The 23,685-nt window shown below is 67.4% G+C and carries 20 protein-coding genes; 12 read left to right on the top strand and 8 right to left on the bottom strand.

What is annotated here, in order from left to right:
• Positions 1-115: 115 nt before the first annotated feature.
• Both NJD74_RS12220 and NJD74_RS12215 read right to left on the bottom strand, forming a co-directional pair.
• Positions 116-1,222, bottom strand: a complete 1,107-nt coding sequence (locus tag NJD74_RS12220) for a dipeptide epimerase (protein WP_319624251.1) — start codon at positions 1,220-1,222, stop codon at positions 116-118.
• Positions 1,223-2,641 (bottom strand): SH3 domain-containing protein, encoded by a 1,419-nt coding sequence (locus tag NJD74_RS12215; RefSeq protein WP_319624250.1) that lies wholly within the window; start codon positions 2,639-2,641, stop codon positions 1,223-1,225. It abuts the gene before it with no gap.
• Positions 2,642-2,801: 160 nt separating this feature from the next.
• Here NJD74_RS12215 and NJD74_RS12210 point away from each other — a divergent pair, with 160 nt between their 5' ends.
• The 9 genes from NJD74_RS12210 (at position 2,802) to NJD74_RS12170 (ending at position 13,686) form a co-directional block, all read left to right on the top strand.
• On the top strand, positions 2,802-4,286 hold the full coding sequence (locus NJD74_RS12210; protein WP_319624249.1) for a transglutaminase domain-containing protein: 1,485 nt from the start codon (positions 2,802-2,804) through the stop codon (positions 4,284-4,286).
• 43 nt (positions 4,287-4,329) lie between these two features.
• Positions 4,330-7,356: a TonB-dependent receptor gene (locus NJD74_RS12205; RefSeq protein ID WP_319624248.1), complete on the top strand. Its 3,027-nt coding sequence runs from the start codon at positions 4,330-4,332 to the stop codon at positions 7,354-7,356.
• 95 nt (positions 7,357-7,451) lie between these two features.
• The gene (locus NJD74_RS12200; RefSeq protein WP_319624247.1) at positions 7,452-9,029 is read left to right on the top strand and encodes a serine hydrolase domain-containing protein; all 1,578 of its coding nucleotides are present in this window, start codon (positions 7,452-7,454) and stop codon (positions 9,027-9,029) included.
• Complete coding sequence (locus NJD74_RS12195) at positions 8,983-9,720, top strand: M15 family metallopeptidase (protein ID WP_319624246.1); 738 nt, start codon at positions 8,983-8,985, stop codon at positions 9,718-9,720. Before NJD74_RS12200 ends, NJD74_RS12195 begins: the two co-directional genes overlap by 47 nt.
• A gap of 43 nt (positions 9,721-9,763) precedes the next feature.
• Entirely contained in the window at positions 9,764-10,141 is a 378-nt protein-coding gene (locus NJD74_RS12190; RefSeq protein WP_019185964.1) for a hypothetical protein, read from the top strand.
• A 220-nt stretch (positions 10,142-10,361) separates the two neighbouring features.
• Positions 10,362-10,766, top strand: coding sequence for an EF-hand domain-containing protein (locus NJD74_RS12185; protein ID WP_319624245.1), 405 nt, complete (start codon positions 10,362-10,364; stop codon positions 10,764-10,766).
• Positions 10,767-10,875: 109 nt separating this feature from the next.
• Positions 10,876-11,628, top strand: coding sequence for an HAD family hydrolase (locus tag NJD74_RS12180; RefSeq protein ID WP_319624244.1), 753 nt, complete (start codon positions 10,876-10,878; stop codon positions 11,626-11,628).
• Positions 11,625-12,176, top strand: a complete 552-nt coding sequence (locus tag NJD74_RS12175; protein ID WP_319624243.1) for a hypothetical protein — start codon at positions 11,625-11,627, stop codon at positions 12,174-12,176. Before NJD74_RS12180 ends, NJD74_RS12175 begins: the two co-directional genes overlap by 4 nt.
• A 142-nt stretch (positions 12,177-12,318) precedes the next feature.
• Positions 12,319-13,686 (top strand): VOC family protein, encoded by a 1,368-nt coding sequence (locus NJD74_RS12170; protein WP_319624242.1) that lies wholly within the window; start codon positions 12,319-12,321, stop codon positions 13,684-13,686.
• A 40-nt stretch (positions 13,687-13,726) separates the two neighbouring features.
• Here NJD74_RS12170 and NJD74_RS12165 read toward each other — a convergent pair whose 3' ends face one another.
• Entirely contained in the window at positions 13,727-15,241 is a 1,515-nt protein-coding gene (locus NJD74_RS12165) for an acetyl-CoA hydrolase/transferase family protein (protein WP_102788924.1), read from the bottom strand.
• Between the two features lie 319 nt (positions 15,242-15,560).
• Between NJD74_RS12165 and glnE the strand changes: the two genes are divergently transcribed.
• On the top strand, positions 15,561-18,401 hold the full coding sequence (glnE, locus tag NJD74_RS12160) for a bifunctional [glutamate--ammonia ligase]-adenylyl-L-tyrosine phosphorylase/[glutamate--ammonia-ligase] adenylyltransferase (RefSeq protein WP_319624241.1): 2,841 nt from the start codon (positions 15,561-15,563) through the stop codon (positions 18,399-18,401).
• Between the two features lie 66 nt (positions 18,402-18,467).
• Here the strand turns inward: glnE and NJD74_RS12155 are convergent, their stop codons facing one another.
• The 5 genes from NJD74_RS12155 to NJD74_RS12135 form a co-directional block, all read right to left on the bottom strand.
• Positions 18,468-19,022 carry a queuosine precursor transporter gene (locus NJD74_RS12155; RefSeq protein ID WP_102788926.1) on the bottom strand — a complete coding sequence of 185 codons (555 nt, stop codon included), beginning with the start codon at positions 19,020-19,022 and terminating at the stop codon, positions 18,468-18,470.
• Between the two features lie 76 nt (positions 19,023-19,098).
• A complete protein-coding gene (locus tag NJD74_RS12150; RefSeq protein WP_319624240.1) occupies positions 19,099-19,623 on the bottom strand; it encodes a hypothetical protein in 525 nt (174 codons plus the stop codon).
• 42 nt (positions 19,624-19,665) lie between these two features.
• Positions 19,666-20,169: a hypothetical protein gene (locus NJD74_RS12145; RefSeq protein ID WP_146027599.1), complete on the bottom strand. Its 504-nt coding sequence runs from the start codon at positions 20,167-20,169 to the stop codon at positions 19,666-19,668.
• A gap of 35 nt (positions 20,170-20,204) precedes the next feature.
• Entirely contained in the window at positions 20,205-21,068 is an 864-nt protein-coding gene (locus NJD74_RS12140) for a DUF2145 domain-containing protein (protein ID WP_102788928.1), read from the bottom strand.
• A gap of 57 nt (positions 21,069-21,125) precedes the next feature.
• On the bottom strand, positions 21,126-22,097 hold the full coding sequence (locus NJD74_RS12135; RefSeq protein ID WP_319624239.1) for a mitochondrial fission ELM1 family protein: 972 nt from the start codon (positions 22,095-22,097) through the stop codon (positions 21,126-21,128).
• Between the two features lie 129 nt (positions 22,098-22,226).
• On the opposite strand from NJD74_RS12135, the gene NJD74_RS12130 reads away from it, so the two are divergent.
• Positions 22,227-22,817, top strand: a complete 591-nt coding sequence (locus NJD74_RS12130; RefSeq protein WP_319624238.1) for a malonic semialdehyde reductase — start codon at positions 22,227-22,229, stop codon at positions 22,815-22,817.
• A gap of 85 nt (positions 22,818-22,902) precedes the next feature.
• Positions 22,903-23,604: a YceI family protein gene (locus NJD74_RS12125; RefSeq protein WP_121042323.1), complete on the top strand. Its 702-nt coding sequence runs from the start codon at positions 22,903-22,905 to the stop codon at positions 23,602-23,604.
• Positions 23,605-23,685 lie beyond the last annotated feature (81 nt).

The following is a 23,685-nucleotide window of genomic DNA, read 5'->3' as shown; positions in this document are numbered from 1 at the left end:
GGCGTCAGATCCGGTAGAGCCACGCCGTGGGTGGCTGCGGCAGGTGGGATTGCGCGAACGGCAGCCACGCATGGCGTGGCTCTACCGTAGGCGACCGGCGAGGCGGACACAACGGTCACCACCGCCGCGGCGTGATCATCTCCAGCCCACGCACCTCGGTGATGCCCAACCCGGGCGCATCGCTGATGGTGATTTCCGATTCGTTGAAGTTGACCCCACCGGTGACCGGGTTGAACTGGCCCAGCGACGGCCCATCCAGATCCACCTTGGTGATGATCTCGCTCTTGGCGACGGCCAGGTGCACGGCGGCGGCCACGGAGATGCTCGATTCGATCATGCAGCCGATCATGCATGGCACGCCGTAGATCGCGGCGATATCGGCGATGCGGATTGCATTGGAGAGGCCACCGGTCTTCATCAGCTTGATGTTGATGATGTCGGCCGCGCGCTGCTGGATCAGGTCGAACACCTGGCCGGGATTGAACACGCTTTCATCGGCCATCACCGGGGTGTTGACCCGGTCGGTGACGTACTTCAGGCCGCTGATGTCGGCGGCCTTCACCGGCTGCTCCAGCAGTTCCAGCACCACGCCGGCCTCTTCCAGCGCCCGCATCGCGTGCACGGCCTGCTTGGCGGTCCAGCCCTGGTTGGCATCCAGGCGAAGCAGGGCGCGGCCCTGCACCGCAGCGTGGATCGCCTTGACCCGCTCGATATCCAGGCCGATGTCCTTGCCGACCTTGATCTTCAGCGACTCGAAGCCGCGCTCGATCGCCGAGAGCGAGTCGGCCACCATCTTGTCGATGTAGTCCACGCTGATGGTGATGTCGGTGGTGATCACCGGGTCGCCGCCACCCAGCATCCGGTACAGCGGCGCGTTGTGCAGCTGCGCCCACAGATCGTAGACCGCGATCTCCACCGCGGCCTTGGCGCTGGTGTTGCGCTCCATCGAGGTCTGGATCAGGCCGCAGAGCCGATTGAGGTTGGCCACGTCCTCGCCGATCAGGCGCGGTTTGATGAAGCCGTCGATGGCCTCGATGATCGAGCCGTGCGTGTCGCCGGTGATCACTGCCGTGGCCGGCGCTTCACCGTAGCCGGTATGGCCGCTGTCGGTGCGGATCAGCACGACCACGTCTTCGACAGTGTCCACGGTGCGCAGCGCGGTCTTGAACGGGGTCTTCAACGGCACGCGCAGCATGCCGAGTTCGATGTCGGTGATCTTCATTCAGGGGGTCTGTGGCCGAAGGCGCTGGATGTTGGTGATGCGGTCGATGTAGCTCACGGTATCGCTGGCCATCATCGGCTCCAGCGGAGTGACCGACACGCCGTTGAGGTGGGCCTGCACGCGCTTGCCATCCGCGCCGATCCAGCCACCGCCGGCGGTATCGTGGATCAGCCAGGTGCGGCCGTCGATGTGGCCGATCGCCATCATCACGTGGCCGGGGATGTAGACCAGGTCGCCGACCTGCAGCTGCTTGACGGCCGTGTCGCGCGTGGCTTTCCCGTCCTTCGCGCTGAAGGCGATGCGGTCCAGCGCCGGGCTGATCGCCTGTGCGCTGGTATTGCGCGGCATCAACACGCCGACGCTGCGGTAGATCTCAGATACGAAGCCACTGCAGTCCCGGGTGTCGTAGTCGTGGCCCCAGCCGTAGCGCTCGCCGAGGAACTTGAAGGCCTGGGTCAGCAGCGTCCGCGGGGTCAACGGCAGATAGTCGTCGGCGGTGTCCTGCGAGCGCGGCAGCAGTGCCGGCACCAGTGACAGGCGGCCATCAGCCTCGCGCACCGGCAACTGCACCACATGCGCGGCGTGGGCCTGCTGGCCGTTGACGGTCTTCTCCAGCGGCCAGTCGGCGATCACCGGCAGGCGCACGCCCATGTCCAGCTGCAGCCGCGACACGCGCGGCTCCTCCGGCGTGTAGGCAGTGAACGCGGTGGCCCCGGTGACCACACGATACGGGCCATGCTGGCCGTAGCCGAGCACGGTGTCGGCGTCGCCGATGCCGACGAAGCGCTTCTCGATCCACGCCGAGTAGCGTTCGCTGGTGATGAACAGCCAGCGCCCGTCAGCGCTTTCATGCAGCACCGCCACCGCGTCGCCGGGGAACAGCGCCGACTCCTGGAAGCGGTCGATGTCGGTGTCGCCCTGGCTGCTGAACACCCGCAGCGCGGTCGGGAACGCGCGCAGCGCGGCGCGATGGGTGACCAGGCCATACTGCAGCGGGCGCTGCGCCGGAACCGCGGCGAGTGCCAGGTTGGCCAGGGTCTCGCTGCGCTGCCGGTCGCTGATGGTCTTGCCATCCTGGCCGTACAAGGTGCGCTCGGGCCACTTGGAGAGCGATTGGATGCTGCCCAGCACCTGCTCGCGCGGCAGCTGCGCCGGCAACGCGCGCAGATCGTGGATCGAGGCGTCCTCGGCACGCATGCGGGCGTTCTGTGCGGCGATACCGGCGCGATCGAGGATCACGCGGTCCGGATTGGGCAGGCGGTCAGCCCAGAAGCCGGGCGCGAGATAGGCCTCGCGCAGGGCGATCACCCCGCCGAAGTCGGCGCCGGGTGCGGCACGCGGCGCCTCGGCCCAGGCAGGTGCCAGCGTGGCCGCAAGGACCGCCGCCAGCACGGCGCGCGACAACCAGCGGGACCGCACGGGGCGGTGGGGGGAAGCCTGGATTATCACGCGGTCACCCTCCTCGGAAGCGTCAGGAATATTTATTCCTTTTTTCGGCGAAAGCAAGAATAAATTATTGACCGGCTATCAGGCCCGTGTTACACAGCGATTACCCCACCCGCACCTGGGAAGTGTCGCCGTGGATCCTGTGATGCGCAAACCGCGATTGCCTCTGCCTGCTGTCTGGTGCCTGTGCGCTGGTCTGCTGGCGATGCCGTGGGGGCTGGCCGCCGCGCCGGTCGCGCTGCCGACCGTGATCGCCGGCATCGACCGCGGTGCGTTCGCGCAGGCCGAGGCCGACATCGCTACGGCGTTGCAGGATCCGAGCCTGTCGGATGCCGAGCGTCAGGCCTATGCCTTCGAACGCGAACGGATGCGCCGCATGCGACTGGACTTCACCCTGGACGCGGCGGCGGCCAAGGCGCAGCTGCGCAAGCAGATTCCCGACCTTCGCGATGACGAATTCGCGCGCTGGGATTCTGCCGGCCTGATCGAACACCTGGATATCGATGGCCAGCGCCGCTATTTCAAGCGCGCGCCGTCCAACCTGTTCCGGATCAGCGCCGAGGCGCGCGCCCGGCGGGCACCCGGGGCCCCGCTGCCGAAGGAGGGCCCCTATGAGCATCTGCACCCGCACCATGAGGAGATCGTCGCGGCCGCCCGCGCTACGGGCGCGACCAGCCTGGTGCCGCGCCGCATCGAGGTGACCCAGTCGCTGGTGGTCAAGCCCGATGCCGTGCCGGCCGGGGAAACCATCCGCGCATGGATTCCCTACCCGCGTGCCATCGCCGGCCAGCAGGAAGACATCACCTGGGTCGCGAGTACGCCTGCCGGCGCGCAGGTGGCGCCTGACAGTGCGCTGCAACGCACCGCCTACCTGGAACGCAAGGCGGTGGCCGGCACCCCGACCGAGTTCCAGATCCGCTACGCGGTCACCGTGTACGCGCGGCACATCACGATCGATCCTGCCAAGGTCCAGCCCACGCCGGACGATCCCGCGCTGAAGCCGTACCTCGCCGAGCAGGCGCCGCACGTGGTGTTCACCCCGGCGTTGCGCGCGTTCTCGCAGCAGGTGGTCGGCACCGAAACCGATCCCTACCAGATCGTCCAGAAGCTGTTCGACGCCGTGGACCGGATTCCATGGGCCGGCGCCCGCGAGTACGCCACGATCTCCAACATCAGCGACTACGCGCTGCACGCCGGTCACGCCGACTGCGGGCAGCAGACGCTGCTGCTGATTGCGCTGTTGCGCCTGAACGGCATCCCCGCGCGCTGGCAGTCGGGCATGGTCTATTCCGACGATGCGGTCGGCTACAACAACCTGCATGACTGGGGCGCGGTGTACCTGGCGCCCTACGGCTGGGTGCCGATGGATGTCACCACCGGGCGCCTGGACAGCCCGCAGCCCGCGCTGCGCGATTTCTATCTGGGTGGGCTGGATGCCTATCGCATCGCCTTCAACGACGACTACGCCCAGCCACTGGTGCCGGCCAAGCAGCACTTCCGTTCGGACACGGTGGATTCCCAGCGCGGCGAGGCCGAGTGGTCCGGCGGCAACCTGTATTTCGATCAATGGAACTACGACGTCCAGTCGCACGTGGTGCCACTGGAGGCCAAGCGGTAAACGGCGGTATCCACGATTCCACATCTGCAGGAGAGAGCAGGGAATGAACGTAAATCGATTCAAGCGGGCAGCGCTGTGCGTTGCGCTCGGGGCGTGTCTGGGCAGCCTGGTACCGATGAGTGCTTCGGCACAGAATGTCAGCGGTGCCGTCGCGGGGCGTGCCACTGCGGGTGACCAGGTCACCGTCGTCAGCAACGCGACCGGCCTGACCCGGACAGTGACGGCCAGCGCCGACGGCAGCTATCGCCTGGGCCAGCTGCCGGTGGGCGACTACCAGCTGCAGGTGAGCCGCGATGGCCAGAAGCTCGGCGAGCCGTTCGCGGTCAGTGTCGCGGTCGGCGGTACGACCACCGTCAACCTGGCCAGCAGTGGCGGCGTGGTCAACCTCGATGCGCTGCAGGTGGTCGGCACCCGCGTCGTCAATCGCGTGGACGTGTATTCCACGGAAACCTCGTTCAACGTGAACCGCCAGGAGCTCTCGCGCCTGCCGGTCGCGCAGGATCTGTCGGCGGTGGCGCTGCTGGCGCCGGGCGTGGTGGGCGGCAATTCTTCGTTCGGCGGCCTGTCCTTCGCCGGCTCCTCGGTGGCCGAGAACGCGGTCTTCATCAACGGCCTGAACGTCACCGACATGTATACCCGCCGCGGCTTCTCCAGCGCGCCATTCGGCTTCTTCAACGAATTCCAGGTCAAGACCGGCGGTTATTCGGTCGAATTCGGCCGCTCCACCGGCGGTGTGATCAATGCCGTCACCCGCTCGGGCACCAACGAGTTCCAGGGCGGTGTGGAGGTGACGGCCGAGCCCAGCGCATGGCGGTCCAGCCCGCGTGATCACTTCCACCGCGATGGCACCCCGCACTCCTACGCAAGCCGCGACAACAACTCGTTCCTGAAGACCAACGTGTGGGGGTCCGGTCCGATCATCAAGGACAAGCTGTTCCTGTTCGCGATGTATGAGGACCGCAACGACACCGGCCACAACACCTCCTCCGATGCGCTGAGCTGGTTCAAGAACAAGAGCGACAACGGCTTCTGGGGCGCCAAGCTGGACTGGAACATCAACGACAACCACAGCCTGGCACTGCTGGCCTTCTCCGACGAAGGCGAGATCACCAACGGCGCGTACAACTACGACTGGGATGACGACCAGATCGGCGCGTGGGGTGGTGATTCGGTCACCGAGACCGGCGGCAAGAACTGGTCGGCGACGTACACCGGTCACTTCGGCGAAAACTTCACCGCGCGCGCCATGGTGGGCGAGAACAACCAGCGGGCCTTCACCAACTCCTCGCTCGATGAGGCGTGCAGCCCGGTGTTCACCGATGCCAGCTATGCCTCCCGCCTGGGCAAGCTCAACGGCCTGCGCGCGGGCTGCCATCCTACCGGTGCCGCGGTTGCCGAGCGCGACGACACGCGCGAGGTGGCCCGCCTGGACTTCGAATGGCAGCTGGGCACGCATCTGCTGCGCTTCGGCGTGGACCGTGAGTTGATGACCACCGAGCAGTCCACCCGCTACCCGGGCCCGACCCAGCTCAGCTATACCGCCTACGTGGCCCGCCCGGGTGATGAGGTATGGGACGGCGCCAATGCCTATGTTCCCGCGGGCGTGACCGAGATGCTGCGCGCGCGCAACCGCGTCTCCGGTGGCACCTTCGAGACCGAGGCCAACGCCTTCTACCTGGAAGACATCTGGAACATCACCCCGAACCTGATGTTGAACCTCGGCGTGCGCTGGGACCGCTTCGAGAACCGCACCGCCGATGGCGACGCCTTCATCAAGATGGATGACCTGATCGCACCGCGCTTCGGCTTCTCCTGGGACATGAAGGGCGATGGCAGCACCAAGCTGTTCGGCAACGCCGGCCGTTACTACCTGCCGGTGACCAACAACATCAACGTCAACTTCGCCGGTGGCCTCACCGACGAGTACTCCTACTACGTGCTCAACGGCTGGCAGCAGCAGGCCAACCCGGTCACCGGCGCACCGTACATGGCCCCGGTCATCGGCCAGCAGATCGGCCCGGTCGATACCCGCATGAACACCGGCGCGGCCGACCTGCGGCAGAGCGTGGACAAGGACCTGAAGGCGGTCTACCAGGATGAGTACATCCTCGGCTTCCAGACCATGATCAACCAGGCGTGGTCGTGGGGCGTCAACGCGACCTACCGCAAGATGGACCGCGCGCTGGATGACATGCGCATCAACCACACCCCGTGCGGGCCGACCGGCACCACCCTGTGGCCGATCGCCAACCCGGGCGAGAGCCTGACGATCTGGGGCGACTCCAGCATCGGCTGCGCCACCGAGGGCTGGATCACCATCGATACCTCCAAGGATGGCTACCGCAAGGGCGGCAGCCTGGAGGTGGTCGGCTACTCCAAGCCCAAGCGCACCTACAAGGCCCTGGAGTTCCAGATCGATCGCGCGTGGGACGAGAAGTGGCTGTTCAACGCGTCCTACCTGTGGTCGCGCAGCGACGGCAACTTCGAAGGCCCGGTCAACTCGGACACCAACTACGGCGACACCGGCATGGTCCAGCATTGGGATCATCCGTCCAACAACCAGCGCTACGGGCCGTTGTTCAACGACTTCCGCCATCAGTTCAAGTTCCGCGCCGCCTATGCGCTGAACGAGCAGTGGTCGTTCGGCACCACGATGCAGGTGTTGTCCGGTGGCCCGATCACGGCGTTCGGCGTGATGTGGCCCAACGATACGGTCGCCGGTGGCAGCACTTCCAGCGAAGGCAGCGGCGGCGGTACGGGCTGGCTGTGCGTGGCGAACTGTTCGGGGCCGTATGACCAGCGCCAGTTCGAGTACAGCCCCCGTGGTGCCTTCGGTCGCCTGCCGTGGACGTGGACCATGGGCGCCAACGTCACCTGGCGCCTGCCGGTGGAGGGCATCGACCTGAGCGCACGCCTGTCGGTATACAACCTGTTCAACAACCAGACCGTCATCAACGTGCACCAGCGCTACGAGGCCCAGCCGGGCCAGGTGCGCGAGAACACCTTCAACACCGGCACCCGCTGGCAGGCACCGCGCTACACGCAGCTGATGGTGACCTGGAACTTCTGATCCGGCGCGTACGTGGCAGGTGCCGACAGTGGGTCGGCACCTGCCTTCCACGGGCGGCTTCGGTTGCACGCGCTCCGGTCATGACGAGGGACTCCATGCAGTCACGCACCTCACCGTGTATCCCATCCCGCCTCCTCACGCTTGGCCTGTCCTGCACCCTGGCCATCGCGCCCAGCGCATGGGCAGCCGATCCGGCCGACACCTTCAATCGGCTGCTCGATCAGGCTGTCACCCATGAACACCTGCCCGGCATCGCCATGGCCGTGGTCGAAGACGGGGAAGTTGTCTTCACCGGCACCCGTGGTGATCGCCAGGCCGGGCAGGGCGAGGCCATCAACCCGGACACCCTGTTCAAGATCGCCTCCAACAGCAAGGCGATGACCGCCGCGCTGCTGGCCCGGCTGGTCGACCGCGGTCTCCTGCGCTGGGACGACCCGGTCATCAAGTACCTGCCGCAGTTCCGCATGCATGACCCGTGGGTGACGCAGCAGATGCAGGTGCGCGACCTGCTGATCCACAACAGCGGCCTGGGCCTGGGGGCGGGCGATCTGATGCTGTGGCCCGAGCCGAACCGCTTTACCCGGCAGGACATCATCGCCGGGCTGGCCCACCTCAAGCCGGTCACCAGCTTCCGCAGCGGCTATGCCTACGACAACCTGATGTATGTGGTGGCGGGTGAAGTCGCTGCTGCCGCCGGCGGCAAGCCCTACGATCAACTGCTGCGCGAGGAGGTCTTCGTGCCGTTGGGGATGGATCGCTGCCAGGTCGGCGCGTGGTCGGTCACGGCGGTCGGCAATGTTGCCCAGCCGCATACACGGAAGGACGGTCGCAGCGTGGTGCGCGGTGCCGATGGCGACCTCAGCCCCGATCTGACTTCGATGGCCGCCGGCGGCATCCATTGCGGCCTGCGCGACATGACCCGCTGGATGCAGGTGCTGCTCGATCCCGCGCGCGTGCCCGGGTGGCTGGGCGCGGTGCAGCGCCGCGCGCTGTGGACCGCGCACATGCCGATGCCACTGGGCGAGCGGCAGCGCCGCTGGGACGACGCGCACGTCTCCGCCTATGGCTATGGCTGGCGCCTGTCGGACATGGACGGGCAGTGGAAGGTGGCCCATACCGGCACGCTGTCGGGCATGTACTCCTCGCTCGCGCTGCTGCCGGACCGCAAGGTGGGCGTGGTGATCCTGATCAACAGCGACGCCGAAGATGCACGCACCGCGCTGATGCAGGCGGCGTTGAAGCACTACACCGCGCCGGATGACGGTGCAGATGTGGAGCACTATCTGTCCCTGCTCGCGCAGGAGCGCGCCGGGCGCCGCGAGGCCGGGCAGGTGCGCCCGGATACCCGTGCGCGTCGTCCGGCCCCGCTTCGCACCACGGCGGCCGCGCAGGGCCGCTATCGCGATCCATGGCTGGGCGAGGCCCTGCTCTGCCCGCAGCAGGGCACGCTGCGCTTCAGCGTGGCCAAGTCGCCGAGGCTGCGTGGCCAGGTCATGCAGCTCGGCGCGCGCTGGCTGGTGCAGTGGGATACGCTCGGGGCCGATGCTGAGCCCTGGTTGCAGCTGCAGCCAGGTACGCCACCCACCCTGACCTTGGCCGCGATCGATCCGGAGATCGACTTCAGTTATGACTACCAGGACCTGCACTTCTCCCGCGTCGGCGATTGCCCGTAGCACGCTGCTGTTGGCGCTGCTGGCAGGCAGTGCCCACGCGGCGGCGGCGGCGGTCACCGTCTCGCCGGCCCGCGACGTGGCCGAGGCCGGGCTGGTCGATATCCGCACACTGGCACCGGCAATCGAGCAGGACATCCGCTACGCCGGCGTGGACAACTTCACCGGCCGGCGCGTGCCCGGCTATGACGCGCCCAAGTGCTATTTGGTCGCCCCGGCGGCCACCGCGCTGGCCCAGGTGGAGGCCGACCTGCGCGCCGAGGGCTTCGCGCTGCGCCTCTTTGATTGCTATCGCCCGGCCCACGCGGTGAAGGCCTTTGTCGCCTGGGCGCACGACCCGCACGAGCAGTCGCGCAAGGCCCTGCAGTATCCGGACATCGACAAGCCGGCCCTGCTGGGCGGTTACATCGCCGAGACTTCCGGCCACAGCCGCGCCGCCACCGTGGACCTGACCCTGCTCGATTGCCGCACGGGTCCCTGCGCCCCCATGGACATGGGCACCGACTTCGATTTCTTCGGCCCGCGTGCGCATACCGATGCGCCGGAGATCAGTGAGGTGCAGCGCCGCCACCGCCAGCAGCTGCGCCAGGCGATGGCCCGGCGCGGCTTCGCCAACTACCCGATGGAGTGGTGGCACTTCACCCTGCAGCCCGAGCCGGCGCCGACCACCGCCTACGACGTGCCGGTCCGCTGAGGCGCACCGCTACACTGTGCGCTGACCGCCTGATCGGACCACGATGAACCTGCCGCTGCATTTTGGATTGCTGGGAACGCTGGAAGCGGGCCTGATCGCGCTGCTGGTCGGGCTGCTGGTGTATGCGCTGTGGCATCGACTGTGCCGCTGGGCCGGGTGGACCGATGGGCACGCGATCGGCTGGGCCTGCGTGATCGCGGTCGTGGCCTCGGCCGGCATCGATGCGTGGAACCTGTTCTACATGGGCATGATGCGGCTGGAGTCGCCGCTGTACGCCCGGTTGTTCCTGGCCAGCATCCACGATCCGAACGAGCTGGGCTCACGCGTGGTGCTCGAAGTGGCCGGCGCGATCGGCGGTGTCGCACTGGGGTGGCTTTTGTTCAGTTCCCGCTCAGCCGGAAAAAACAGCAACGCCGCGTGAGATTGCGTTCGCATCCGGTTAAATCCGCCGCCGTTGAATGCCTGTGTTACCAACTGCTCACCTGCGGCTAACCACTGCGGTAATGCACGCGTTCGGGGAGGTGGTTAAGGCGGCGTGCGCAGTGCGATCAAGGGGCAATATCGATTCACAAACGGGGTGGCAGTGTGGGGCCGTGCGGAAACAACAGGCCGCGCAACACATAACCAAGGAGACCACCCCAATGACTACTCGCATCCGCAAGCCCCTGATCGCCCTGATCGTCGCCGCAGGCAGTGTGCTGGCCATTCCGGCGATGGCCCAGTCGGCGCAGCACAGTGCCGCGCAGGCCCAGAATCAGGCCGCCCAGGCACAGCAGGCGGCGGCGCAGGCCGGCGACGCAGCAGATACCGCTGCCAACGCCGCAGCGCAGGCCAACGGAGGCGGTGGCCAGACCTGGGCCAGCGTTGATACCGACGGCAACGGCACCATCAGCAAGGCCGAGGCACAGGTGAACGCGGGTCTTGCCCAGGTGTTCGACCAGGCCGACACCAACAAGGACGGCGAGCTCTCGCCGGATGAATACAAGGCGTACGTGGCTGCCCAGCAGGGCAAGGCCGCCGATACGGGCGCCCAGCAGAGCAGGTAAGGACCGGGTACACCGGTAGCGCAGTGAGGGGGAAAGGGCGGCTTCGGCCGCCCTTTCTTTATGCGCCGCCGGGGTGGGGCCGCTGCGCCGCTGTTGGTATCCTTGGCCGATGATGACTTCCCTGCCCACGCCGCAAGGCGCTATCGGCCTGGTTGGTTTTGACGGTGATGACACGCTGTGGAAGAGCGAGGATTACTACCGCAAGGCCGAGCAGGACTACCTCGACATCCTGTCGCGCTATATCGACGTGCACGACACCCAGACCGCGCGCCACCTGCTGGAAGTGCAGCAGCGCAATCTCGGCGTGTTCGGCTATGGGGTGAAGGGCATGACCCTGTCGATGGTCGAAGCGGCCATCGAGATCACCAACCAGACCATCAGCGCGCGCGACCTGCAGCAGATGCTCGATATCGGCCATGACACCCTGCGCCATCCGGTGGAGCTGATCGATGGCGTGCGTGAGTCGGTCACCGAGATCGCCCGCGAGTACCCGGTCGTGCTGATCACCAAGGGCGACCTGTTCCACCAGGAGGCCAAGATCAAGCTGGCCAACCTGCGCGACCTGTTCCCGCGCATCGAGATCGTCTCCGAGAAAGACCCGGAAACCTACGCCCGCGTGCTGGAGGAGTTCGATCTGCCGATCGAGCGCTTCGTGATGGTCGGCAATTCGCTGCGCTCGGACATCGAGCCGGTGATCACCCTGGGCGGCTGGGGCATCCACACCCCGTACGCGGTGACCTGGGCGCACGAAACCCAGCATGGCGTCGCCGACGATGAGCCGCGCATGGTCGATGCACCGACCGCCTTCGAGTGGCCGCAGGCGCTGCGCACCATCGAAGCCAAGGCGGCGCAGGCCGGATGATGCGCGCCGGGCTGCTCGCGCTGCTGTTGATGCTGCCCTGGGCGGCGGCGGCCGAGCAGACCCCGGAGAAGTCCGCCGCCTACGTGGTGGACACCGGGGATGCCTGGGTGGATACCCAACTGCAGGACATCAACCACTACGCCGAGCGCTACCCGGATAGCTTCCTGGATGAAGTCTCGCGCTACGCCGGGGTCTCGCGCGGCTACATCGCCGCGCTGATGCACACCCACGGCTGGCAGGCGGGCGACATCTACTTCGCCTGTTTCTGGGCCCACGTGATCGAACGTTCCTGCCGCGAGAGCGTGCTGCAATGGTCGCGCGCGGTGCCGGAGGAGGGCGAGGCCAAGCGCTGGGAAGCCGTGGTCGCCGAGCTTCCGGTCACGCCGACCAACCTGCACTGGCGCGCGCTGCGCCATGCCATCGTCGCCAGCCACGATCACTGGGATCGCCCGGTAACCCTTGATGCCACGCTGCAGCGCCAGCTCGGCAACCGCGAGCAGCGCCAGCGTGCGGCGGCCAATCCGGAACCGGCCGCAGCGACGCGCTGACGCAATGATGCACCGCGCAGCCACGCATGGCGTGGCGCTACCCTGTCGCTCACCTTTGCTGCTGTGCAGATCGCCGCGCGCCACCGCCTCGGCGACAATGGCCGACTGCTGTCCCTCCCCGTGATCCGTTGCCGAGTACGTCATGAGCGCCGACCGTTTCGTTTCACCCGACGATATCCGCAGCCTGTTCGCCCAGGCGATGTCCACCATGTACCGCACCGAAGTGCCGCTGTACGGCACGCTGGTCGACCTGGTGGCCGAGATCAACGACGCCGTGCTGACCGCCAACCCGGCGCTGGCCGAACAGCTGGACCGCACCGACGAACGCGCCCGCCTCGACCAGGAGCGCCATGGCGCGATCCGGGTCGGCACTGCCGGGGAACTGGCGACGCTGGGACGCCTGTTCGCGCTGATGGGCATGTACCCGGTGGGGTATTACGACCTCTCGGTGGCCGGCGTGCCGGTGCATTCCACCGCCTTCCGCCCACGCACCGCGCAGGCGCTGGCGCGCAACCCGTTCCGCGTGTTCACCTCGCTGCTGCGCCTGGAGCTGATCGAGAATGTCGCGCTGCGTGAGCAGTCCGCTGCCATCCTTGCCCAGCGCCGGATCTTCACCGATGCCGCGCTGGCCCTGATCGAACAGGCAGAACGCGAGGGTGGCCTGGATGAAGCCGATGCGCGCCGCTTCGTCATCGAAGCGCTGGAGACCTTCCGCTGGCATGGCGATGCGACGGTTTCGCTCGCCACCTACCACGCGCTGCACGACGCGCACCGGCTGATCGCCGATGTGGTCAGCTTCCGCGGCCCGCACATCAACCACCTGACCCCGCGCACGCTGGACATCGACGCTGCGCAGGCCGGCATGCTTGCACGCGGCATCGATGCCAAGGCCGTGATCGAAGGCCCGCCACCGCGCCGCTGCCCGATCCTGCTGCGCCAGACCAGCTTCAAGGCGCTGCAAGAAACCGTGCAGTTCCCCTCTGGCGATGCAGGCGACGCCGGCACGCATACCGCGCGTTTCGGTGAGATCGAACAGCGCGGCCTCGCGCTGACACCCAAGGGCCGCGCGCTGTATGACCAGCTGCTTGCACAGGCGCGCGACAGCGGCGGCGCCGGCAGTACCGGCCAGGACTATCCGACGCGTCTGGCCGAGGCCTTCACTGCTTTCCCGGACGACCACGACACCCTGCGTCGCGAGGGCCTGGGTTATTACCGCTACGCGCTGACCGACGCCGGTCGCGGCAACCCGGCCGCCGTCGGCGACCTACCGGCAGAAGCGCTGATCGCTGCCGGCCTGGCCAGCGCCGACCCGATCGTCTACGAGGATTTCCTGCCGGTCAGCGCCGCCGGCATCTTCCACTCCAACCTCGGCGGCGACGAACAGCGCGCTTACGCCGCACATGCCAACCGCGATGCCTTTGAGCAGGCGTTGGGCATCAAGGTGGAAGACGAGTTCGCGATCTACGAGCGGTTGCAGGCCGATTCGCTGGCGAGCCTGCGTACTGCCTGACGGAAGGTGCCGGCCAGCGGCCGGCACTACCCTTGGACGATTACGCCTTCATCGTCCCGGTATCCAGCCAGCGCTGGTGCCACGACAAGGCTTCCGGCAGCAGGTGCGGGGTGTGCTTGCCATAGCTCTCGCGGCTGGCGCGGTCGAAGTAGTCGTTCAACTGATCGCGGAAATCCGGATGCGCGCAGTTGTCGATCACCACCCGCGCCCGCTTGCGCGGGGTCAGCCCGCGCAGATCGGCCAGGCCCTGTTCGGTGACGATCACCGACACATCGTGCTCGGTGTGATCCACATGGCTGACCATCGGCACGATCGCCGAGATGCTGCCGTTCTTCGCCGTCGAAGGACTCAGGAACGCGGACAGGAAACCGTTGCGCGCGAAGTCGCCCGAGCCGCCGATACCGTTCATGATCCGGCTGCCCATCACGTGGGTCGAGTTGACGTTGCCGTACAGGTCGGCCTCGATCATCCCGTTCATGCCGATGCAGCCCAGGCGACGCACTAGCTCCGGATGGTTCGAGATTTCCTGTGTGCGCATGATGATGCGCTCGCGGTAGAAATCGATGTGTTCCTTGAAGGTCTCGTTCGCCTGCGGGCTCAGCGCGAAGCCGGTGCACGAGGCGTAGCTCAGCACGCCATCGCGCAGCAGATCGAGCATGCCGTCCTGGATCACCTCGGTGAACGCGCTCAGATCGCGGAAGCCGCTCTTGGCCAGCCCGGCCAGTACGGCGTTCGGAATGTTGCCCACGCCGCTCTGCAGCGGCAGCAGGTTGGCCGGCAGGCGGCCCTTGGCCACTTCGTGCTTGAGGAACTCGATCAGGTACTGCGCGATCTGCTCGCTGGTGGTGTCGATCGGGCTGAAGGGGCTGTTGCGGTCCGGGCCGTTGGTGCGCACCACGGCCACGATCTTGTCCGGGTCGCAGCGCAGCGCGGTCTCGCCGATGCGGTCGTTGGCGTGCACCAGCGGGATCGGCTTGCGGTGCGGCGGCAGTGCGGTGCCGTAGTAAATGTCATGCATGCCGTCCACGCCGGCCGGCTGCCATTCGTTGACCTCGACGATCACCTTCTTGGCCAGGTCCAGCCAGGTCTTGTTGTTGCCGACCGAGGTGGAGGGCACCAGCGAGCCGTCCTCGCGGATCGCCGAGACCTCGATCACCGCTGTGTCGATATCGCCGTAGAAGCCGAACCACACGTGCTGGGCGACATGGCTGAGGTGGATGTCGATGTAATCCAGCTTGCCCTCGTTGATGCGGTTGCGCGCATCCGGGTCGCTCTGGAAGGGCATGCGCATCGCGATGCCATCGGCCTTGGCCAGCGCACCATCCAGCTCCGGCGCGGTCGAGGCACCGGTCATCAGGCTGATCTGGAAGGGCAGGCCCTGGGCGTGCACCGCCTCGATGCGCTGCGCCAGCGCGACCGGCACCGCCTTGGGGTAGCCTGAACCGGTAAAGCCGCTCATGGCGACGGTTTCACCCGGCTGGATCAGGGCGGCGGCAGCTTCGGCGGAGACAACGCGGTCACGCAGATGCGCGTTTGCAATGCGATCGACAGACATGACGACAACGTTTTTGGGGGGATCTCCATTATCGGCGATCCGCGCAGTGGCAGGGGTTCTACCTTGGTGGGATGGCGTTTTCACGCCACTGCCTCCCTGTTCAGGTATTCCACCTTCTTCTGTACCCGCAAGTATTGTTTTGCAGTGCAGCGTGCAAGTTCGTCGCCGACCCTAGAAGATCGACCTGCATCCCGACGTGGGGGAGGGAGCAGAGCCCGCTGGCAGTTCGCTGCAAGCGGGCTTTTTTATGTCTCGCCTCCGGAGTACCGGGGTGCCGATGGGGTCTCCCGTGTCGACACGCGACCGGCATAATCCCCCCATGCCGATTTCCGACCTTGCCGCGCCCGCGCGCGTCCCCGACGCCCTTGTTCCCCTGGTTGATCGCGCCCTGGCCCGCCTGGCCCTGTCGCTGACCGATGGCGGCCACTGGCCGCCCCCGGCGCCGGTACTCGACACCGTGCGCGCGCTGGCCGTCACCAGCGATTTCGCCATCGACACCCTGTGCCGCCAGCCGGCCCTGTTGTCGCATCTCACCCAGGACGGCTGCCCCCCGCTGCCGCTGCCGGAACTGGATCCACTGCAGCCCAGCGAATGGCAGCAGCGCCTGCGCCGCTATCGCACCGCCGCCTCCACCCGCCTGATCTGGCGCGACCTGACCGGGCTGGATGACGTTCCGGCCACGCTCGCCGGTGCCACCCGCCTGGCGGAGGAATGCCTGCAGCTCGCGCTTTCCGCGCTGGAGCAGGAATTCACCGGCCGCCATGGCGTGGTCCGCGCGGCCGACGGCAGCGCGCAGCAACTCGTGGTGTTCGGGCTGGGCAAGCTCGGTGGCGGCGAACTCAATTTCAGTTCGGATGTCGATCTGGTCTACGCCTACCCGCAGGGCGGTGAATCCGATGGCGCGCGCCCGCTCGCGGCCGAGGAGTATTTCGCACGCCTTGGCCAGCGTCTGGCGCGGTTGCTGGATGACACCACCGTGGATGGCTTCAGCCACCGCGTCGATCTGCGCCTGCGCCCGTTCGGCAATGCCGGGCGGGTCGCGCTGTCGTTCGCCGGCATGGACCAGTACTTCCAGCGCGAAGGCCGTGACTGGGAGCGCTATGCCTGGCTGAAGGCGCGCGCCGTCGCCGGTGATATCGCGGCGGGCGAAGCGTGGCTGCAGACGTTGCGCCCATTCGTGTACCGCCGCTATCTGGATTTCACCGCGCTTGATGGTCTGCGCGAGATGAAGGCCGCGATCACCGCCGAGGTCTCGCGCCGCGAGATGCACGATGACATCAAGCGCGGCCCCGGTGGCATCCGAGAGATCGAATTCCTCGCGCAGGCCCTGCAGCTGATCCGCGGCGGCCGCGAAGCGCCGCTGCGCGAGCGTCGCCTGCTGCACGCGCTGCCGGCGCTGGTTGCCTCCGGCCAGATGGCCGAGCAGGACGGCGCCGACCTGCTGCATGCCTACGGTTTCCTGCGTCGCCTGGAAAACCGCCTGCAGATGCTGCGCGACGCACAGACCCACGCGCTGCCTACCGACGCCACCGACCGCCTGCGCATTGCCAGTGGACTCGGTTACGACGACTGGGACGCGCTGGTCGCCGCGCTGGATGTGCAGCGCGAGCGGGTCAGCACCGAGTTCGCCGCGCTGCTCGCACCGCGCCGTGGTCAGGCAGCGCCGGATGCGCTGGCCAGCTACTGGCGTGGGCTGCCCGACAACGGCAGTGCCGAGGTGCTGGCCGAGGCCGGCTTCTTCGACGCCGGCAGCGCCGATCAATCGCTGCGTGATTTCGCGCAGAGCTCCGGGGTGAAGTCGCTGTCCGACGCCGCGCGTGCGCGCCTGGACCGCGTGCTGCCGGCGCTGCTGCACGCAGCCACGCGCTCACCGCAGCCGGATGCCGCGCTCAAGCGCGTACTCGGTCTGCTGCAGGCGATCCTGCGCCGCACCAGCTATCTCGCCCTGCTCGATGAACAACCCAGTGCATTGGCGCGCCTGGTCGACGTGCTTGCACGCAGTGCACTGCTGGCCGAGCGTCTGGCAGCCTATCCGCTGCTGCTTGATGAACTGCTGGACGTACGTGTCTCCGGCCCGATGCCGGATGCGGCGGGCATGCAGGCCGAGTGCGCTGTCGCGCTGACCATCGACGATCCCGAAGCCGCGCTGCGCCTGCTCAACGAGACGCGGCTGGCGCTGAGCTTCCGCATGGCGATGGCCACGCTGGATGGCCGCCAGCGCGCTGTCGATACGACCCGGCAACTGGCCGAACTCGCCCAAGCTGTCGTCGTCACCGTGCTCGCGCTGGTGCAGGCCGACATGCAGCGCCAGCACGGCGGCATTCCCGGCGGACGTTTCGCCATCATCGGTTACGGCAGCCTGGGCGGACTGGAGCTGGGCTTCGGCTCGGACCTGGATTTGGTCTTCCTGCACGATCACCCGGCCGATCAGGACAGCAGCGACGGCCCACGCCCGCTGGATTCCGGCCGTTGGTACGCGCGCCTGGCGCAGAAGGTGATGGCGATGCTCGGCGCGGTCACCGCCGCCGGCCGCCTGTACGACATCGACGTGCGGCTGCGCCCCGATGGCGGCAAAGGCGCGCTGGTGTCCTCACTGGCCAGCTACACCGAATACCAGCGCGAACGCGCCTGGACCTGGGAGCATCAGGCACTGGTGCGTGCCCGCGCCATTGCCGGCGATGACTCGCTGTTGGCCGACTTCGAACGTGTGCGCGCGCAGACGCTGGCGCGCCCGCGCGACAACGCGGTGCTCTACACCGACGTGCTCAAGATGCGGGCGCGCATGCGTGCCGAACTGGACCGCAGCGATGCCGCACGGCTCGATCTCAAGCAGGGCGCCGGTGGCATTGTCGATCTCGAATTCCTGCTGCAGACCGGCGTGCTCGACAGCGCCGTTACGCATCCGCAGGTGGTGCAACCGCGCGATACCCCCAGCCTGATCGACGCGCTGGCCGACATCGCCTGGCTGCCCGGCGGCACCCGCGACGGCCTGCACGAGGCGCATGCGGCGCTGCTGGATGTGGGCCTGGCCTGCACGCTGGACCGCCGCCCGCGCCTGGCGCCACCGACACCGGCATTGGAAGCGGCGCGCGCGATGATCACCGCGGCGAGCGATGCGGCGGGGTTGCCGTTCCAGGTGCGGATCGACGTTGTGAGCTGACGGCGGTTTGTCCGGGCATGGCCTCGCGGTGCTCTGGCACCGGTAGTGGGCGATCGGCGCCCAATGTCACACCGGGCGCGGTGCCATCTTCCATAGCAGCGCGCGGAACGGCGCCAGCAGGAACACGCCGATCATCAACTTCACCGCCAGATCGCCCAGCGCCCAGCTCACCCACGGCAGGCTGGAACCGGCGAAGGCGATGCTCCAGAAAATCGTCGTATCCAGCGTTGCGCTGCAGGTGGTCGCCACCATCGGCGCGCGCCACCAGTGCCCACGGCGCAGCCGGTCGAACACGGTGATGTCCAGCAGCTGCGCGGCGATGAAGGCGACGCACGAGGCCACCGCGATCCGCGGCGTGGCGATCCAGATCGACAGCAGTACCGCCAGCGCAAAGCCCGCCCAGGCCACCTTGCGCGCGGCCTGCGGCCCGAAGCGGCGATTGATCAGGTTGCTCACCAGGAACGCCACCGGATAGCTGAAAGCGCCCCAGGTCAGCCAATCGTTGATCGGGTACTGCACCAGCACGTTCGAGCCCAGCACCACCGCGCCCATGGCCAGCACCGCCAGCAGCAGCGAGCGCGGGGTCAACGGGGCAAAGGCAATGGCAGGACGCGCGGACATGGCGAGCCGGAGGAATAGGGGGAAGCGGCGGATTATCCGGGCTTGGCCACCCCAGGGCCAGCCCGGGCCGGTTTGCCTACCAGCGTTCGCTCAGGTTGCTGGCGGCAGCGTCGGTGGTCGGCAGGAAGGCCAAGGCCGCGCCGTCGACCGCAGTCACGGTCCAGCCGGCACCGGCCGGCGTCGGCTCGAAGGCCAGCACATCGCCGACTGCCACCGCGGGCGCGGACGTGTCGCTGCGGGCCGGCCACTGCAGTAGTGCCAGGTCGTCTGGTGCGTCGGGGTTTTTCAGCGCCACCTGGAAGCCGCCATCGGCCTGGGGCTCGATCCGCTCCACGGTCAGCGGCGGCAGCGGGCCGGCCTTTTCCGCGCGGGCGACGCGCGCCCGGCTGCGTTGGACCGATCCGTCGTGCAGCTTGCCGATCCCGGCCGAGGTCAGCCAGATCGGCGCGGTGACGACAACCAGACTCACCACCGAAGTCACGGCCAAGCTGCTGGCGACCGGGTGGCGGTAGACGGAATACTGCGCCTGGGCCGGCAGGCTGGCGGCGAACAGTGCCACGACCAGTGCCGGGGCGATGACGCGCGGTGAGAGCTGTTTCATCTGATCACTCCGTTCACAGAAAGGGGAGAAGGCTACGGGCGCTTACCAGCGCTCGCTGGAGTGCCCGGCGGCCGCGTCCGGCGTCGGCAGGAAGGCCAGCGCCGCACCGTCAGCGGCCGTGACGGTCCAACCCGCACCGACCTCGGTCGGCTCGAAATGCAGCACGTCGCCCACCTTGAGCGTCGCGGCCGGATTGTCCGCGCGTGCCGGCCAGTCGATCAGCGCGGTCGCATCGGGGGCGTCAGGCCGCTGCAGCGCAACGTGGAAACCCCCGTCGGGCTGGCGATCAATCTGCTGCACGGCCATCGGTGGCAGCGGCACGGCCTTGCCGGTATCAGGCTTGGTGCGCTTGGAACCTTCGCGGACGCTCTGCGACCCCTTGGCCACCAGCAACACCGGCGAGGCTGCAATGAACGAGACGGTGTAGACGCTGATCACCGCGCTCACGCCCGAGGCCTGATTGCCGTTGAGATTGCCGGCCGATGCAGGGAGCACGGTAAGCGCAGACACAGCGAGCAGGCCCGCACAGAGAAGGGATTTCGTCATGACGCAGGTCCTGGAGAGGGAAGGGGATGATGCGCTCATGGTTTCGGCGCCGCGGCGCCGTCCACCGGTACGTGGGCCACGGTGAGCTCCTGCTGCAGCGCGTGACGCTGTGCAAGGAAATCAAACACGGACTCGACGGTCACCACCGAGTAATTGCCCGAGATACGTTCGCTGGCTGGATGATCGGTCACCGCAGCATTTGGCACGAAGAAGCGCGCGCCCAGCCGCTTGGCCACACCGATATGCAACGTGCTGGGGCGATAGTCGCGCTCCTTCAGCCAGGCCTGCGCCTGAGCACGCTTGATCAGCAATGTCCCGTCGTCCTCATGCGCCAGTGCAGCGGCCAGCACCTCAAGCACCCACTGATTGGAATTCTGGTACTCGTCGCGGAACGGGTAGGCAACCACGCTGTAGCGTGGCTCATGCAGCGCACGCGCCTGGATGGCAGGCGGGGTGAGCATCGCGATCAACGCCTTGCGAACCGCCGGCGTCGGCACCCCGATGCGCAGATCGGTATGGCTGCCACTTTCGCCGATGAAGGTACTCAGTCCTTCCCGGAACAGCTCGGACTGCGGTGATTTGCAGTGGTTGAGCAGGTGCACCGCGCGCCAGTTGCCATCGGCCTCACGCAACAGGAAGGCCAGGTGGCTATGGCGCAGACCGTACTTGCTGAGGTCCTGGCCACCGCGGGCGATGATCACCACGTCCACGCTGTCCAGCGCGTCGAGTGTTTCCCCGGCGGTCAATGCCACATCGAACATCGCCGCCAACGATTGCGGGGTGGGATGACGCTCCTCGCACTGCGGTTCGGCCTGCGCGGTCAGCGCAGCGCCAAGCAGGGCGCCACACAGCAAAAGCGGGCGCAGGCGTTTGATCTGGGCAGCGAAAGGTACATCCATGTCACACAGTCTCCGGCGGCACCGGCCGCGGCCGCATCATAGCGCTGTGCGACAGCGTCAGGCCTGAATCCCCAACCGCGCACGTACTTCATCGGCAACGCGCGTTGTCTCGCGCAGCGGCTCGATGCGGCCCTGCGTCTGCCAATCCAGCCAACGCGGCTGCAACCGGCCCCGTTCGCGCAGCGCGTGCTGGAAGTGCGCCAGCCGCCCCTGCGCCTGGTCGGCCAGGGCTACGGCGACCGGCATGCGCGTCGCGCACGCTTCAGAGAGCAGGTTCACCGAATCCGGCGAGACCACCACACGGTTGGCCCAGCCGAGCAGCCCGGCATAGGGATTCACGCCGTCGCCGCCATCGCCCCAGATCACATTCGGCACATCGGCGAACGCACTGCGCAACGCTCCGACCAAGGCTGGTGGCGTGCGTCGCGAGGTGGTGGCCAACAGGCTGCCTCCCTCTGCGCGTAGTTGTGAGGCGAGCTGCTGGAACACCTGCACCATGTCCGGTTCGTGCCACGGTGCGTGCGGGGTCGGCCCACCGACCAGCAACGCGGTGCGCGGGCCGGGCAGGGCGCTGAACGCTGCAAAGGCCGCACGGCCACAAGCCAGCCAGTCATCGTTGACCGGATTGAGACTGCCGAGCAGGGTGAGCACGTTGCTGCCGCGCAGGCGATCATGCTCGGGCACCACCAGCAGGTCCCAGTGGCGTGGGCTGAGGCGAGGGTCGAGGATCTGGACCACCTTGGTGCCACGGCGGCGCAGTTCGCGCAGCGCACCGGCCGCCTGGCGGCCACAGCCAATGGCCAGCTCGGGTACCTCGGCGGCAAGCGTGGCGAAGGCCTCGCCGTAGCCGTTGGCCGCACCCGGTAACCACCGCGGTGCCAGCCAGCGCCAGGGCGCGCGCGGGGTGAGCACCAGCGGGCGATGCGCCCCCAGCCTCACTGCCGTGGCCAGGGCCACCGCCTGCCGCACATTGCCGGCACGGCCGTCAGTGATCGTCCAGGGCGGACTCCATCGTTTCACGTATGGCATTAATTCGTTTCAGTCAGGCTGGGTGTTGCAACTGTCGCGACACTCTACACTGCCAGCCTTCGCCGTTCGCGCGGTCGCCCTGCAACGGTAGCCGATGCGCGAACGATTCCCCTTATTTCCGGAGGCTTCATGTCCCACGTCCTTGACGATGCTGCGCTCGATCAGTTGTTCCGTACCGCCCGCACCCAGAACGCCTTCCTTGATAAGCCGGTGGAAGACAGCCAGCTGCAGGCGCTGTACGAGCTGCTGAAGTGGGGGCCGACCGCCGCCAACGGCAGCCCGGCGCGCTTCGTATTCGTGAAATCCCCGGAAGCCAAGGCCAAGCTCGCTCCGGCCCTGTCCGAAGGCAACCACGACAAGACCCTGGCCGCCCCCGTCACGGTGATCGTCGCCTTCGACGAAGACTTCCACGAGAAGCTGCCGTTCCTGTTCCCGCACACCGACGCCAAGGCGTGGTTCGACGGCCCGCGTGAAGGCCGTACCGAAGGCGCGTTCCGCAATGGCAGCCTGCAGGGCGCCTACCTGATCCTGGCCGCCCGCGCGCTGGGTCTGGATGCCGGCCCGATGTCCGGCTTCGACAACGCCAAGGTCGACGAAGCCTTCTTCAAGGGCACCGCGATCAAGTCGAATTTCCTCGTCAACCTGGGGTACGGTGACGCCTCGGGCCTGTTCCCGCGGCTGCCTCGCCTGTCCTTCGACGAAGCCGCCCGCATCGCATAAGTGTTACCGCCGGATCGTGGCCCGTCCGTGCGGATGGGCTGCGTGAGCTTTGCTTCTTTTCCCTTCGATTCGAGAGAGACCTGACATGACCGTGACCCGCAAACTGCTGCTGCCGCTCGCCCTGACCCTGGCCATCGCCGCCTGCTCCAAGCCGGCCGACGAAGCCGCTGCTCCGGCCGCTGACGCGCCGGCCGCCACCGAAACCGCCGCCCCGGCTGCGGACGCTGCCGCTGCCGCCCCGGCCGCCGAGGCGATCCAGATCGCTTCGGGCACCTACAAGCTCGACCCGACCCACACCGACGTGCTGGTCCAGTGGAGCCACTTCGGCTTCTCCCACCCGACCGCCCATTTCGGCAGCGCCGAAGGCACCCTGGTGTATGACGCCGCTGACGTGACCAAGTCCACCGTGGAAGTGAAGCTGCCGCTGACCGGCCTGAACAGCTTCACCGCCAAGTTCGACGAGCACCTGAAGAGCGCCGATTTCTTCGACGCCGCCAAGTTCCCGGCCGCCACCTTCAAGAGCACCAAGGTGGAAGCCAACGGCACCAACAAGCTGACCGTCACTGGCGACCTGACCATCAAGGACATCACCAAGCCGGTGACCCTGGATGTCACCATCAACGGCGGCGGCGAGCACCCGATGGCCAAGGTGCCGGCAGCGGGCTTCGATGCCACCACCACCATCAAGCGCAGCGATTTCGGCGTCGGCGCGTACGCCCCGAACGTCAGCGATGAAGTGAACATCCGCATCACCACCGAGGCGACTGGCGAAAAGCCGGCGGCCTGAGTTTCTCCTCACTCGTCGTGAGAAGGCAGAAAGCCCGCCAATTGGCGGGCTTTCTTTTAGGGCGAGCCGGCCAGCGGCCGG

This window comes from Stenotrophomonas sp. RG-453, assembly GCF_033843685.1.
In the GTDB taxonomy this organism is placed as follows: domain Bacteria; phylum Pseudomonadota; class Gammaproteobacteria; order Xanthomonadales; family Xanthomonadaceae; genus Stenotrophomonas; species Stenotrophomonas bentonitica_A.
The sequence above is the reverse complement of the archived record's forward strand: the minus strand, read 5'-3'. Positions and strand labels throughout refer to the sequence as shown.

Bases quoted from the DNA above. Each gene is read 5' to 3' on its own strand.
- NJD74_RS12145 (WP_146027599.1), bottom strand. From the start codon at position 20,169: ATGACGAAATCCCTTCTCTGTGCGGGCCTGCTCGCTGTGTCTGCGCTT.
- NJD74_RS12155 (WP_102788926.1), bottom strand. From the start codon at position 19,022: ATGTCCGCGCGTCCTGCCATTGCCTTTGCCCCGTTGACCCCGCGCTCG.
- NJD74_RS12175 (WP_319624243.1), top strand. From the start codon at position 11,625: ATGATGCGCGCCGGGCTGCTCGCGCTGCTGTTGATGCTGCCCTGGGCG.
- NJD74_RS12205 (WP_319624248.1), top strand. From the start codon at position 4,330: ATGAACGTAAATCGATTCAAGCGGGCAGCGCTGTGCGTTGCGCTCGGG.
- NJD74_RS12200 (WP_319624247.1), top strand. From the start codon at position 7,452: ATGCAGTCACGCACCTCACCGTGTATCCCATCCCGCCTCCTCACGCTT.
- NJD74_RS12140 (WP_102788928.1), bottom strand. From the start codon at position 21,068: ATGGATGTACCTTTCGCTGCCCAGATCAAACGCCTGCGCCCGCTTTTG.
- NJD74_RS12165 (WP_102788924.1), bottom strand. From the start codon at position 15,241: ATGTCTGTCGATCGCATTGCAAACGCGCATCTGCGTGACCGCGTTGTC.
- NJD74_RS12130 (WP_319624238.1), top strand. From the start codon at position 22,227: ATGTCCCACGTCCTTGACGATGCTGCGCTCGATCAGTTGTTCCGTACC.
- NJD74_RS12190 (WP_019185964.1), top strand. From the start codon at position 9,764: ATGAACCTGCCGCTGCATTTTGGATTGCTGGGAACGCTGGAAGCGGGC.
- NJD74_RS12220 (WP_319624251.1), bottom strand. From the start codon at position 1,222: ATGAAGATCACCGACATCGAACTCGGCATGCTGCGCGTGCCGTTGAAG.
- NJD74_RS12125 (WP_121042323.1), top strand. From the start codon at position 22,903: ATGACCGTGACCCGCAAACTGCTGCTGCCGCTCGCCCTGACCCTGGCC.
- NJD74_RS12135 (WP_319624239.1), bottom strand. From the start codon at position 22,097: ATGCCATACGTGAAACGATGGAGTCCGCCCTGGACGATCACTGACGGC.
- glnE (WP_319624241.1), top strand. From the start codon at position 15,561: ATGCCGATTTCCGACCTTGCCGCGCCCGCGCGCGTCCCCGACGCCCTT.
- NJD74_RS12185 (WP_319624245.1), top strand. From the start codon at position 10,362: ATGACTACTCGCATCCGCAAGCCCCTGATCGCCCTGATCGTCGCCGCA.
- NJD74_RS12180 (WP_319624244.1), top strand. From the start codon at position 10,876: ATGATGACTTCCCTGCCCACGCCGCAAGGCGCTATCGGCCTGGTTGGT.
- NJD74_RS12195 (WP_319624246.1), top strand. From the start codon at position 8,983: ATGACTACCAGGACCTGCACTTCTCCCGCGTCGGCGATTGCCCGTAGC.
- NJD74_RS12170 (WP_319624242.1), top strand. From the start codon at position 12,319: ATGAGCGCCGACCGTTTCGTTTCACCCGACGATATCCGCAGCCTGTTC.
- NJD74_RS12150 (WP_319624240.1), bottom strand. From the start codon at position 19,623: ATGAAACAGCTCTCACCGCGCGTCATCGCCCCGGCACTGGTCGTGGCA.